The sequence below is a fragment of the Streptomyces sp. NBC_00076 genome (assembly GCF_045041235.1).
Classification (GTDB): domain Bacteria; phylum Actinomycetota; class Actinomycetes; order Streptomycetales; family Streptomycetaceae; genus Streptomyces.
This window is the reverse complement of record NZ_CP108242.1, coordinates 6,204,734-6,217,215: the sequence shown is the minus strand read 5'-3', so window position 1 is coordinate 6,217,215 and position 12,482 is coordinate 6,204,734. Positions and strand designations below refer to the sequence as shown.

Here is a 12,482-nt window from a genome sequence, read left to right as displayed (position 1 = left end):
TATCAGACCGCCCTCATCAGCAGGGTCGCGGCGACGAGGACCGCCGCACCGCCGAACATCGAGACCGCGTACGACCGCGCGAAGCCGTTCTGCAGCCTGCGCATCCGCCCGGAGAGGCCGCCCATCGAGGCCGCCGTGCCGTTGACGACACCGTCGACCAGTGTGTGGTCGACGTACACCAGGGAGCGCGTGAGGTGCTCTCCGCCTCGGACCAGGACCACGTGGTTGAAGTCGTCCTGGAGCAGATCGCGGCGGGCGGCCCGAGTGAGCAGCGACCCGCGCGGGGCGAGGACCGGGACCGGACGGCGGCCGTACTGGGCGTACGCGACGGCGACACCGACGACGAGCACCACCATCGTGGCGAGGGTGACCGTCAGCGCGCTGACCGGGGAGTTCCCGTGGTTGTGGCCGGTGACCGGCTCCAGCCAGTGCAGGAAGCGGTCGCCGATGCTGAAGAATCCCCCCGCGAAGACCGATCCGAACGCCAGCACGATCATCGGGATCGTCATGGACTTGGGCGACTCGTGCGGGTGCGGTTCGGCGTGCTCGCCGTGGTGCTCGGCGGCGGGCTCCACGCTCGGCTCGGCCGGAGAGGACGTCGGAGCGTTGCGCCAGCGCTCCTCACCGAAGAACGTCATCAGCATCACGCGCGTCATGTAGTACGCCGTGATGGCCGCGCCCAGCAGGGCGCACGCGCCGAGGATCCAGCCCTCGGTACCGCCCTTGGCGAAGGCCGCCTCGATGATCTTGTCCTTGGAGAAGAAGCCGGACAGTCCGGGGAAGCCGATGATGGCGAGGTAGCCGAGGCCGAAGGTGATGAAGGTGATCGGCATGTACTTCCTGAGGCCGCCGTACTTCCTCATGTCGACCTCGTCGTTCATGCCGTGCATGACCGAACCGGCGCCGAGGAACAGCCCGGCCTTGAAGAAGCCGTGCGTCACCAGGTGCATGATCGCGAAGACGTAGCCGATGGGGCCGAGGCCCGCGGCGAGGACCATGTAGCCGATCTGCGACATGGTCGAACCGGCCAGCGCCTTCTTGATGTCGTCCTTCGCGCAACCGACGATCGCACCGAACAGGAGCGTGACGGCACCGACGACCGTGACGACGAGTTGGGCGTCGGGGGCCGCGTTGAAGATGGCCGCGGAGCGGACGATCAGGTACACGCCCGCGGTCACCATGGTGGCGGCGTGGATGAGGGCCGAGACCGGAGTCGGGCCCTCCATCGCGTCGCCGAGCCAGGACTGCAGCGGCACCTGGGCGGACTTGCCGCAGGCCGCGAGCAGCAGCATCAGGGCGATCGCGGTGAGCTTGCCCTCGGTGGCGTCGCCGGCCAGTCCCGGCTCCTCGAGGGTGCCGAGCAGCGGACCGAAGGCGAAGGTCCCGAAGGTCGTGAACATCAGCATGATCGCGATTGACAGGCCCATGTCGCCGACGCGGTTGACCAGGAAGGCCTTCTTCGCGGCGGTGGCCGCGCTGGGCTTGTGCTGCCAGAACCCGATCAGCAGGTAGGACGCCAGACCGACGCCCTCCCAGCCGACGTACAGCAGCAGGTAGTTGTCGGCGAGGACGAGCAGCAGCATCGCCGCGAGGAACAGGTTCAGGTAGCCGAAGAAGCGACGCCGACGCTCGTCGTGCTCCATGTACCCGACCGAGTACAGGTGGATCAGCGAGCCGACGCCGGTGATCAGCAGCACGAAGGTCATCGACAGCTGATCGAGTTGGAATCCCACGTCCGCCTGGAAGCCCTCGACCGGGATCCAGCTGAACAGGTGCTGGGTGAGCGTGCGGTCTTCGGCGCTCCTGCCGAGCAGGTCGGCGAAGAGGATCACGCCGATCACGAAGGACGCGGCGGCCAGGGCCGTGCCGATCCAGTGGCCGACGGCGTCCAGCCGCCGGCCGCCGCACAGCAGGACCGCCGCTCCGAGCAGAGGCGCCGCGACGAGCAGCGCAATCAGGTTGTCAGCGTTAGACACGGTTCAGCGACCCCTTACAGCTTCATCAGGCTGGCGTCGTCGACCGAGGCCGAGTGGCGGGAACGGAACAGCGACACGATGATCGCGAGCCCGACCACGACCTCCGCGGCGGCGACGACCATCGTGAAGAAGGCGATGATCTGGCCGTCGAGATTGCCGTGCATCCGGGAGAAGGCGACGAAGGCGAGGTTGCAGGCGTTGAGCATCAGCTCGACGCACATGAACACCACGATCGCGTTGCGCCTGATCAGCACTCCGGTGGCGCCGATGGTGAACAACAGGGCTGCGAGATACAGATAGTTGACGGGGTTCACTTCGACGCCTCCTCGGCCCGCTTGAGGTTCGCCGCTTCGATCTCGGTCCGCTCCAGGCGCTCCGTGGCGCGCTGCTCCAGGACCCGCAGGTCGTTGAGCGCTTCCTGCGACACGTCACGGATCTGTCCGCGCTCCCGCAGCGTCTTGCTGACGGTGAGGTCGGACGGGGTGCCGTCGGGCAGCAGGCCCGCGATGTCCACGGCGTTGTGCCGGGCGTACACGCCGGGCGCCGGCAGCGGCGGTACGTGCTTGTTCTCGCGCACCCGCTCCTCGGCCAGCTGGCGCTGGGACTTGGGGCGCTCGGTGCGCTCGCGGTGGGTGAGCACCATGGCGCCGACGGCCGCGGTGATCAGCAGGGCACCGGTGATCTCGAAGGCGAACACGTACTTCGTGAAGATGAGGGCGGCGAGGCCCTCCACGTTGCCGTTCGCGTTGGCCTGGCCGAGACCGTTGAACTCGGTGAGGGAGGCGTTGCCGATGCCCGCGAACAGCAGGACGGCGAAACCGACTCCGCACAGCAGGGCCAGCCAGCGCTGGCCCTTGATGGTCTCCTTGAGGGAGTCCGCCGCGGTGACGCCGACGAGCATCACCACGAACAGGAACAGCATCATGATCGCGCCGGTGTAGACGACGATCTGGACGACGCCCAGGAAGTAGGCGCCGTTGGCGAGGTAGAACACCGCAAGGATGATCATGGTGCCGGCGAGACAGAGCGCGCTGTGCACGGCCTTCTTCATGAAGACGGTGCACAGGGCGCCGATCACGGCGACGGTGCCGAGCAGCCAGAACTGGAAGGCCTCGCCGGTGGAGGTGGCGTAGGCGGCGAGTTGCGCGGTCATCGGCCGATCACCTTCTCCGACGTCGGCTCGTCCTCGCCGAAGGTGGACGCGGCCTCCTGCGGAACCTCGCCCTTGGAGAGAGCGACCTGCCGCACCGTGCCGGGCGCGGCCTCGGTCACCAGACCCTGGTAGTAGTCCTGCTCGTCCGTCCCCGGGAAGATGGAGTGCGGGGAGTCGACCATGCCCTCTTCGAGGCCCGCGAGCAGTTGTTCCTTGGTGTAGATGAGGTTGGCGCGGCTGGAGTCGGCCAGTTCGAACTCGTTGGTCATCGTGAGCGCGCGCGTGGGGCAGGCCTCGATGCACAGGCCGCACAGGATGCAGCGGGCGTAGTTGATCTGGTAGACGCGGCCGTACCGCTCGCCCGGCGAGTAGCGCTCCTCGTCGGTGTTGTCGGCGCCCTCCACGTAGATGGCGTCGGCGGGGCAGGCCCAGGCGCACAGCTCGCAGCCGACGCACTTCTCCAGGCCGTCCGGATGGCGGTTGAGCTGGTGCCGTCCGTGGAAGCGGGGAGCGGTGGTCTTCTGCTGCTCCGGGTACTGCTCGGTCAGCCGCTTCTTGAACATGGCCTTGAAGGTCACGCCGAAGCCGGCCACGGGGTTCTGGAAGCCGGGCTTCGGCTGCCCGGCCTCCTTGGGCTCCTCAGCCATCGGACGCCTCCTTTCCATCCAGAGTTCCGTCACTCTGAGTATCGGGCCCACCACTGACAATCAGCTCCCGCTCGCGGCGCGAGCGGCGCCGTGGCACCGGTGGAAGCTCCTGTCCGGGCAGCGGCGGTACGGGGAATCCGCCGGCCATCGGGTCGAACCCGGCCGGTTCCTCGGCGGCCTGTTCGGCCGTCTTCGCCTTCTCGCGGAACATGTCGACGACGAAGGAGAGCAGCAGCAGGGCGAGGACGCCGCCGACGACGTAGAGGGCGATGTCGGCGAAGTCGTAGTTCTCGTTCCTGAGGGTCCGCACGGTGGCGACGAGCATCAGCCAGACCAGGGAGATCGGGATGAGGACCTTCCAGCCGAGCTTCATCAGCTGGTCGTAGCGGACACGCGGGAGGGTGCCGCGCAACCAGATGAAGCCGAACAGCAGCAGCTGCACCTTGATCACGAACCAGAGCAGCGGCCACCAGCCGTGGTTGGCACCCTCCCAGAAGGTGCTGATCGGCCACGGGGCCCGCCAGCCGCCCAGGAAGAGCGTCGTCGACACGGCCGAGACCGTCACCATGTTCACGTACTCGGCGAGCATGAACATCGCGAACTTGATCGACGAGTACTCGGTGTTGAAACCGCCGACCAGGTCGCCCTCGGACTCCGGCATGTCGAAGGGGGCGCGGTTGGTCTCGCCGACCATCGTCACGATGTAGATCAGGAAGGAGACCGGCAGCAGCAGGATGTACCAGCGGTCCTGCTGCTGTTCGACGATCGTCGAGGTCGACATCGACCCCGAGTAGAGGAACACCGACGCGAACGCGGCGCCCATGGCGATCTCGTACGAGATCATCTGCGCGCAGGAGCGCAGACCGCCCAGCAGCGGATAGGTGGATCCGGAGCTCCAACCGGCGAGCACGATGCCGTAGATGCCCACCGACGCGACCGCGAGGATGTAGAGCATCGCGATCGGCAGGTCGGTGAGCTGCATCGCGGTGCGGTGCCCGAAGATCGAGATCTCGTTGCCGGCCGGGCCGAAGGGGATCACCGCGATCGCCATGAAGGCCGGGATGGCCGCGACGATCGGCGCGAGGACGTACACCACCTTGTCCGCGCGCTTGACGATGACGTCTTCCTTGAGCATCAGCTTCATGCCGTCGGCGAGCGACTGGAGCATGCCCCAGGGGCCGTGCCGGTTGGGGCCGATGCGCAGCTGCATCCAGGCGACGACCTTGCGCTCCCACACGATGGAGAACAGCACGGTCAGCATCAGGAAGGCGAAGCAGAACACCGCCTTGATGACGACCAGCCACCAGGGGTCGGTGCCGAACATCGAGAGGTCTTCAGCGGCGAGGTACGGACTCATGCCTCCACCTCCTCGGTGACTTCGGCGGCGAGCGTCGCCGGTCCGATGCGGACGAGTGAACCGGGTCGCGCCCCGGTGTCGGAGGCGACGCCCCCGCCCACGGAGTTCAGCGGGAGCCAGACCACCCGGTCGGGCATCTCGGTGATCCGGAGGGGGAGTTCGACCGTGCCGGTGGTCGCGGTCACGGCGAGCACGTCGCCGTCCTTCACGCCCGCCTCGGCGGCCGTGGCGGGCGACACGCGCGCGTGGGCCGCGTGCCGTGTCCCGGCGAGCGCCTCGTCGCCCTGCTGTAGGACGCCCTGGTCGAGCAGCAGCCGGTGGCCGGCCAGTACGGCCTCTCCGGCGGCCGGCCTCGGCAAGGGGGCCGTGGTCTCCAGGGGTTCGGTGGCGCGTGGGCCGTCCCAGGGGCCCAGCCGGTCCAGCTCCGCGCGCGCGGTGCGCAGATCCGGCAGCCCCAGGTGTACGTCCATGGCGTCGGCCAGCATCTGCAGTACGCGCGCGTCCGTGGGCGCGAGACTGCGGGTCATCTGATCGGGTTTGAGAGCGGCCTCGAAGAAGCGCACCCGGCCTTCCCAGTTGAGGAAGGTGCCCGCCTTCTCGGCCACCGCGGCGACCGGAAGGACGACGTCCGCGAGTTCGGTGACCTCGCTGGGCCGCAGCTCGAGCGACACCAGGAAGCCGGCCTCCTGGAGTGCTTCACGCGCGCGTGCCGGGTCCGGCAGGTCGTCGACCTCGACGCCGGCGACCACCAGCGCCTGGAGTTCGCCACTGATGGCGGCCTCGACCATCTGGCCGGTGTCGCGCCCGTAGCGGTGCGGCAGTTCGGCCAGGCCCCATACCGCGGCGACCTCGTCCCGCGCACGCGGGTCGGTCGCCGGGCGCCCGCCCGGCAGCAGCGAGGGCAGCGCGCCCGCCTCGACGGCACCGCGCTCCCCGGCCCGGCGGGGGATCCACACCAGCCGCGCGCCGATCGCGGACGAGGCCCGTACGGCGGCGGCCAGGCCGCCCGTCACGGAGGCGAGCCGCTCTCCTACGACGATCACCGAGCCCTCGGCCCGCAGCGCCTCGGCGGCCGTCGCGCCGCCGTCCTCCAGCCCGACCCCGCTCGCGAGCGCCTCGAGCCACTCGGTCTCGGTGCCTGGGGCGGCCGGCAGCAGCGTGCCGCCCGCCTTCTCCAGGCCGCGTGTGGCGTGCGTGGCGAGGGAGAAGACCTTCTGTCCGTGCTTGCGCCAGGCCTTGCGCAGCCTCAGGAAGACGCCGGGCGCCTCCTCCTCGGCCTCGAACCCGACCAGCAGAACGGCGGGTGCCTTCTCCAGGGCGGTGTACGTGACGCCCGTACCGTCGAGGTCGCGGCCGCGTCCGGCGACCTGGGCGGCCAGGAAGTCGGCTTCCTCTCCACTGTGCACGCGCGCGCGGAAGTCGATGTCGTTGGTGTCGAGCGCCACGCGCGCGAACTTGCTGTACGCGTAGGCGTCCTCGATGGTGAGGCGGCCGCCGGTCAGGACCCCGGCCCGCCCGCGCGAGGCGAGCAGTCCCTGGGCCGCGATCTGCAGCGCCTCCGGCCAGGAGGCCGGCACCAGGTCACCCTCCGGGTTGCGCACCAGGGGCGTCTGGAGCCTGTCCCGCTGCTGCGCGTACCGGAACCCGAACCGTCCCTTGTCGCAGATCCATTCCTCGTTCACCTCGGGGTCGTTGGCCGCGAGCCGCCGCATGACCTTGCCGCGCCGGTGGTCGGTGCGGGTGGCGCAGCCGCCGGCACAGTGCTCGCACACGGAGGGCGAGGAGACCAGGTCGAAGGGACGGGAGCGGAATCGGTACGCCGCCGAGGTCAGCGCGCCGACGGGGCAGATCTGGATGGTGTTGCCGGAGAAGTACGACTCGAAGGGGTCGCCCTCGCCGGTGCCGACCTGCTGGAGCGCGCCCCGCTCGATCAGCTCGATCATCGGGTCGCCCGCGACCTGGTTGGAGAACCGGGTGCAGCGGGCGCACAGCACGCACCGCTCACGGTCGAGCAGCACCTGCGTGGAGATCGGCACGGGCTTCTCGTACGTCCGCTTCTTGCCCTCGAAGCGAGACTCGGCCTGGCCGTGGGACATCGCCTGGTTCTGCAGGGGGCACTCGCCGCCCTTGTCGCAGACCGGGCAGTCCAGCGGGTGGTTGATGAGGAGGAGCTCCATCACCCCGTGCTGGGCCTTCTCGGCGACCGGCGAGGTGAGGTGGGTCTTCACCACCATCCCGTCGGTGCAGGTGATGGTGCAGGAGGCCATCGGTTTGCGCTGGCCCTCGACCTCGACGATGCACTGGCGGCAGGCGCCGGCCGGGTCGAGGAGGGGGTGGTCGCAGAACCGGGGGATCTCGATGCCGAGCTCTTCGGCAGCCCGGATGACCAGGGTGCCCTTGGGCACGCTGATCTCGGCGCCGTCGATCGTCAGCGTGACGAGGTCCTCCGGCGGGACCTCCGCCTCTCCCCCGCCCGAGGGAGCGCTGGTGGTCACAGTCATGCGTTCACCTCCGTGCGGTCGGCCCAGGCCGTCGACTTGGCCGGGTCGAAGGGGCAGCCGCGGCCCGTGATGTGCTGCTCGTACTCCTCACGGAAGTACTTGAGCGAGGAGAAGATCGGCGAGGCGGCGCCGTCGCCGAGGGCGCAGAACGACTTGCCGTTGATGTTGTCGGCGATGTCGTTCAGCTTGTCGAGGTCGGACATGACGCCCTTGCCGGCCTCGATGTCACGCAGCAACTGCACGAGCCAGTAGGTCCCTTCGCGGCACGGTGTGCACTTGCCGCAGGACTCGTGGGCGTAGAACTCGGTCCAGCGGGTGACGGCACGGACCACGCAGGTCGTCTCGTCGAAACATTGCAGAGCTTTTGTGCCCAGCATGGAACCCGCGGCGCCCACTCCTTCGTAATCAAGAGGGACGTCGAGATGCTCGTCGGTGAACATCGGAGTCGAGGAGCCGCCCGGCGTCCAGAACTTGAGGCGATGTCCGGCTCGCATACCGCCGCTCATGTCGAGGAGTTGGCGGAGCGTGATGCCGAGCGGGGCCTCGTACTGACCGGGATTGGTGACATGGCCGCTGAGCGAGTAGAGCGTGAAGCCCGGGGACTTCTCGCTGCCCATCGACCTGAACCATTCTTTGCCCTTGTGCAGGATCGCGGGAACTGACGCGATCGATTCGACGTTATTCACCACAGTCGGGCACGCATAGAGGCCCGCGACGGCAGGGAAGGGGGGACGGAGCCGCGGTTGACCCCGGCGGCCTTCGAGCGAGTCGAGCAGTGCGGTCTCCTCACCGCAGATGTACGCGCCCGCGCCCGCGTGCACGGTGAGTTGGAGGTCGAGTCCGCTGCCCAGGACGTTCTCGCCGAGGTAGCCCGCCGCGTAGGCCTCACGCACGGCCTCGTGCAACCGCCGCAACACGGGAACGACTTCACCACGCAGATAGATGAAGGCATGCGAAGACCTGATGGCATAACACGCGATGACAATGCCCTCGATGAGGCTGTGCGGGTTCGCGAAGAGGAGCGGGATGTCCTTGCAGGTCCCTGGCTCCGACTCGTCGGCGTTGACAACTAGATAGTGCGGCTTTCCATCTCCCTGCGGAATGAACTGCCATTTCATTCCCGTCGGGAATCCCGCGCCACCGCGGCCGCGCAGACCGGAGTCCTTGACGTACGCGATCAGGTCGTCCGGCGACATCGCGAGCGCCTTGCGGAGCCCCTCGTACCCTTCGTGCCTTCGGTAGACGTCCAGAGTCCAGGACTTGTCCGCGTCCCAGAAGGCCGACAGCACGGGTGCGAGCAGCTTCTCGGGGCTGGTGTCTTTGAGTTCGGCTGCCACGGTCATCACTCCCCCTCCTCGGCGGCAGGCCCTGCCGGGTGGGCGGGGTCGGAGGCCGACGTGTCCTGTGGCGCGTCGTGTGAGCTCAGGTGCTCGGTCGGTGACGGTTCGTGGACGGCCCTGTCCCGCGGCTCGTCGTGCGGACCGCCGTCACGCGGATGGACCACGCGCGCGGGTGCGGCCTCTCCCCTTGCCAGGCGAAGGCCCACCAGCGAAGCGGGTCCCGCTCCGCCGCTCGCCTCGACGGCCCCGGGCCGCTCGTCGGGGAAGCCGGCCAGGATCCGGGCGGTCTCCTTGAAGGTGCACAGCGGCGCCCCGCGCGTGGGCTCGACGGGCCGGTCGGCACGCAGGTCGTCGACGAGGCGCTTCGCGGTGGCGGGGGTCTGGTTGTCGAAGAACTCCCAGTTGACCATCACCACCGGCGCGAAGTCGCAGGCCGCGTTGCACTCGATGTGCTCCAGGGTGACCTTGCCGTCGTCCGTGGTCTCGCCGTTGCCGACGCCCAGGTGCTCCTGGAGGGTCTCGAAGATCGCGTCGCCGCCCATCACCGCGCACAGCGTGTTGGTGCACACGCCCACCTGGTAGTCGCCGCTGGGCCGGCGCCGGTACATGGAGTAGAAGGTGGCGACCGCGGTCACCTCGGCCGTGGTCAGGTTCAGCACGTCCGCGCAGAACCGCATCCCGGTGCGCGTGACGTGGCCCTCCTCCGACTGCACGAGATGCAGCAACGGCAGGAGCGCCGAGCGGGAGTCCGGGTAGCGGGCGATGATCTCCCGCGCATCCGTCTCCAGCCTCGCTCGGACGTCGTCCGGGTAAGCGGGTGCGGGCAGTTCGGGCATGCCCAGGCTGACGCCCCGCTCCGAAGAAGAGGTGGTCACCGGTCGACGCCTCCCATCACGGGGTCGATGGACGCGACAGCGACGATGACGTCGGCGACCTGGCCGCCCTCGCACATCGCCGCCATGGCCTGCAGGTTGGTGAAGGACGGGTCCCGGAAGTGGACCCGGTAGGGGCGGGTGCCTCCGTCGGAGACGGCGTGCACCCCGAGCTCGCCCTTGGGCGACTCGACCGCCGCGTACGCCTGTCCCGGCGGCACGCGGAAACCCTCGGTGACCAGCTTGAAGTGGTGGATCAGGGCCTCCATGGACGTGCCCATGATCTTCTTGATGTGGTCGAGGGAGTTGCCGAGGCCGTCCGGGCCCAGGGCGAGCTGGGCGGGCCAGGCGATCTTCTTGTCGGCGACCATGACCGGGCCGGGCTGCAGTCGGTCCAGGCACTGCTCGACGATCCTGAGGGACTGGCGCATCTCCTCCAGCCGGATCAGGAAGCGGCCGTAGGAGTCGCAGGAGTCCGCGGTGGGGACGTCGAAGTCGAACGTCTCGTAGCCGCAGTACGGCTGTGTCTTGCGCAGGTCGTGCGGCAGGCCGGTGGAGCGCAGGATCGGGCCGGTGGCGCCGAGGGCCATGCAGCCGGCCAGGTCGAGATAGCCGACGTCCTGCATACGGGCCTTGAAGATGGGGTTCCCGGTGGCGAGCTTGTCGTACTCCGGGAGGTTCTTCTTCATCTTCTTCACGAACTCGCGGATGTGGTCCACCGCGCCGGGCGGCAGGTCCTGCGCGAGACCGCCGGGGCGGATGTACGCGTGGTTCATCCGAAGGCCCGTGATGAGCTCGTAGATGTCGAGAATCATTTCACGATCACGGAAACCGTAGATCATGATCGTGGTGGCGCCGAGTTCCATGCCGCCGGTGGCGATGCACACCAGGTGCGAGGAGAGCCGGTTCAGCTCCATCAGCAGCACCCGGATGAGGGTGGCGCGGTCCGGGATCTGGTCCTCGATGCCGAGGAGCTTCTCGACGGCGAGACAGTAGGCGGTCTCGTTGAAGAAGGACGTCAGGTAGTCCATGCGCGTCACGAACGTGGTGCCCTGCGTCCACGTGCGGAACTCGGTGTTCTTCTCGATGCCGGTGTGGAGGTAGCCGATGCCGCAGCGGGCCTCGGTGACCGTCTCGCCGTCGATCTCCAGGATGAGCCGGAGCACTCCGTGGGTGGACGGGTGCTGCGGCCCCATGTTGACGACGATGCGCTCGTCGTCCGCGCGGGCCGCGGACTGGACGACCTCGTCCCAGTCACCGCCGGTGACTGTGTAGACGGTGCCTTCGGTGGTCTCCCTGGGGGAGGCGTGTGAAGTGCTCACGAGTACGACCTCCGCTGGTCCGGAGCCGGGATCTGGGCGCCCTTGTACTCGACGGGGATGCCGCCGAGGGGGTAGTCCTTGCGCTGCGGGTGGCCCTGCCAGTCGTCCGGCATCATGATCCGCGTCAGGGCCGGGTGACCGTCGAAGACGATGCCGAAGAAGTCATAGGTCTCGCGCTCGTGCCAGTCGTTGGTCGGATAGACGGAGACCAGCGACGGGATGTGCCGGTCGGTGTCCGGCGCGCTGACTTCGAGACGGATCAGCCGGTTGTGGGTGATCGAGCGCAGGTGGTAGACGGCGTGCAGCTCGCGGCCCTTGTCGTGCGGGTAGTGGACGCCGCTCACGCCGGTGCAGAGCTCGAAGCGCAGGGCGGGGTCGTCGCGCAGGGTGCGGGCGACGCGGAGCAGGTGCTCGCGTTCGATGTGGAAGGTGATCTCGTCACGGTCGACGACCGTCTTCTCGATCGCATTGTCGGGCAGGAGCCCCTGTTCCTCCAGTGCGCCTTCCAGCTCGTCGGCGACCTCGTCGAACCAGCCGCCGTAGGGACGGCTCGCCGCTCCCGGGAGCCGGACCGAGCGGACCAGGCCGCCGTAGCCGGAGGTGTCGCCGCCGTTGTTGGCTCCGAACATGCCGCGCTGGACGCGGATCTCCTCACCACCCTCGCCGCGCTGGCCGGGGAGGTTGTCGGTGCCGAGGTCCTTTTCGGGGTTCACCCCGTTCGACCCGCCCGTGGTGCCGTTCGCGTCGCTCACCGCAGCAGCCCCTTCATCTCGATCGTCGGCAGGGCCTTGAGCGCCGCTTCCTCCGCCTCCCGGGCCGCCTCCTCGGCGTTCACGCCGAGCTTGGAGGTCTGGATCTTCTGGTGGAGCTTGAGGATGGCGTCAATCAGCATCTCCGGCCGTGGCGGGCAGCCGGGGAGATAGATGTCGACCGGGACGATGTGGTCGACGCCCTGGACGATGGCGTAGTTGTTGAACATGCCGCCCGAGGAGGCGCAGACCCCCATGGAGATCACCCACTTGGGGTTCGGCATCTGGTCGTAGACCTGCCTGAGCACCGGCGCCATCTTCTGGCTGACCCGGCCGGCGACGATCATCAGGTCCGCCTGCCGCGGGGATCCGCGGAAGACCTCCATGCCGAAGCGCGCCAGGTCGTAGCGGCCGGCGCCGGTGGTCATCATCTCGATGGCACAGCACGCGAGGCCGAAGGTGGCGGGGAAGACGGACGACTTGCGCACCCAGCCCGCGGCCTGCTCGACGGTGGTCAGCAGAAAGCCGCTCGGCAGCTTTTCTTCGAGTCCCATGACTAAAGGCC

At 68.6% G+C, this 12,482-nt stretch carries 11 protein-coding genes; all 11 read right to left on the bottom strand.

Annotated elements, in window-relative coordinates; genetic code table 11:
• Window positions 1-2: 2 nt before the first annotated feature.
• From nuoL to OHA64_RS28325, 11 genes are read right to left on the bottom strand one after another with little or no spacing between them, the layout of a single operon-like run.
• The gene (nuoL, locus tag OHA64_RS28375) at window positions 3-1,976 is read right to left on the bottom strand and encodes an NADH-quinone oxidoreductase subunit L (RefSeq protein WP_405617700.1); all 1,974 of its coding nucleotides are present in this window, start codon (window positions 1,974-1,976) and stop codon (window positions 3-5) included.
• A gap of 14 nt (window positions 1,977-1,990) precedes the next feature.
• On the bottom strand, window positions 1,991-2,290 hold the full coding sequence (gene nuoK, locus OHA64_RS28370) for an NADH-quinone oxidoreductase subunit NuoK (protein WP_004927567.1): 300 nt from the start codon (window positions 2,288-2,290) through the stop codon (window positions 1,991-1,993).
• On the bottom strand, window positions 2,287-3,129 hold the full coding sequence (locus tag OHA64_RS28365; RefSeq protein ID WP_405617697.1) for an NADH-quinone oxidoreductase subunit J: 843 nt from the start codon (window positions 3,127-3,129) through the stop codon (window positions 2,287-2,289). The genes nuoK and OHA64_RS28365 overlap by 4 nt, the downstream gene beginning before the upstream one ends.
• Window positions 3,126-3,776, bottom strand: a complete 651-nt coding sequence (gene nuoI, locus OHA64_RS28360; RefSeq protein ID WP_405617695.1) for an NADH-quinone oxidoreductase subunit NuoI — start codon at window positions 3,774-3,776, stop codon at window positions 3,126-3,128. The genes OHA64_RS28365 and nuoI overlap by 4 nt, the downstream gene beginning before the upstream one ends.
• Entirely contained in the window at window positions 3,769-5,133 is a 1,365-nt protein-coding gene (gene nuoH, locus OHA64_RS28355) for an NADH-quinone oxidoreductase subunit NuoH (protein ID WP_405617692.1), read from the bottom strand. Before nuoH ends, nuoI begins: the two co-directional genes overlap by 8 nt.
• Window positions 5,130-7,634 (bottom strand): NADH-quinone oxidoreductase subunit G, encoded by a 2,505-nt coding sequence (locus OHA64_RS28350; protein WP_405617690.1) that lies wholly within the window; start codon window positions 7,632-7,634, stop codon window positions 5,130-5,132. The genes nuoH and OHA64_RS28350 overlap by 4 nt, the downstream gene beginning before the upstream one ends.
• The gene (gene nuoF, locus OHA64_RS28345; protein WP_405617688.1) at window positions 7,631-8,980 is read right to left on the bottom strand and encodes an NADH-quinone oxidoreductase subunit NuoF; all 1,350 of its coding nucleotides are present in this window, start codon (window positions 8,978-8,980) and stop codon (window positions 7,631-7,633) included. Before nuoF ends, OHA64_RS28350 begins: the two co-directional genes overlap by 4 nt.
• Window positions 8,977-9,849 carry an NADH-quinone oxidoreductase subunit NuoE gene (gene nuoE / locus OHA64_RS28340; RefSeq protein WP_405617686.1) on the bottom strand — a complete coding sequence of 291 codons (873 nt, stop codon included), beginning with the start codon at window positions 9,847-9,849 and terminating at the stop codon, window positions 8,977-8,979. Before nuoE ends, nuoF begins: the two co-directional genes overlap by 4 nt.
• Window positions 9,846-11,168 carry an NADH-quinone oxidoreductase subunit D gene (locus OHA64_RS28335; protein ID WP_405617684.1) on the bottom strand — a complete coding sequence of 441 codons (1,323 nt, stop codon included), beginning with the start codon at window positions 11,166-11,168 and terminating at the stop codon, window positions 9,846-9,848. The genes nuoE and OHA64_RS28335 overlap by 4 nt, the downstream gene beginning before the upstream one ends.
• Window positions 11,165-11,920, bottom strand: coding sequence for an NADH-quinone oxidoreductase subunit C (locus tag OHA64_RS28330; protein ID WP_405617682.1), 756 nt, complete (start codon window positions 11,918-11,920; stop codon window positions 11,165-11,167). The genes OHA64_RS28335 and OHA64_RS28330 overlap by 4 nt, the downstream gene beginning before the upstream one ends.
• Window positions 11,917-12,471 carry an NADH-quinone oxidoreductase subunit B family protein gene (locus OHA64_RS28325; protein ID WP_301983200.1) on the bottom strand — a complete coding sequence of 185 codons (555 nt, stop codon included), beginning with the start codon at window positions 12,469-12,471 and terminating at the stop codon, window positions 11,917-11,919. Before OHA64_RS28325 ends, OHA64_RS28330 begins: the two co-directional genes overlap by 4 nt.
• Window positions 12,472-12,482: the final 11 nt, after the last annotated feature.

What these genes read in the sequence shown, in the direction of transcription:
- OHA64_RS28365 (WP_405617697.1), bottom strand. Translation starts at nt 3,129, where the DNA reads ATGACCGCGCAACTCGCCGCCTACGCCACCTCCACCGGCGAGGCCTTC.
- nuoI (WP_405617695.1), bottom strand. Translation starts at nt 3,776, where the DNA reads ATGGCTGAGGAGCCCAAGGAGGCCGGGCAGCCGAAGCCCGGCTTCCAG.
- nuoH (WP_405617692.1), bottom strand. Translation starts at nt 5,133, where the DNA reads ATGAGTCCGTACCTCGCCGCTGAAGACCTCTCGATGTTCGGCACCGAC.
- OHA64_RS28350 (WP_405617690.1), bottom strand. Translation starts at nt 7,634, where the DNA reads ATGACTGTGACCACCAGCGCTCCCTCGGGCGGGGGAGAGGCGGAGGTC.
- OHA64_RS28325 (WP_301983200.1), bottom strand. Translation starts at nt 12,471, where the DNA reads ATGGGACTCGAAGAAAAGCTGCCGAGCGGCTTTCTGCTGACCACCGTC.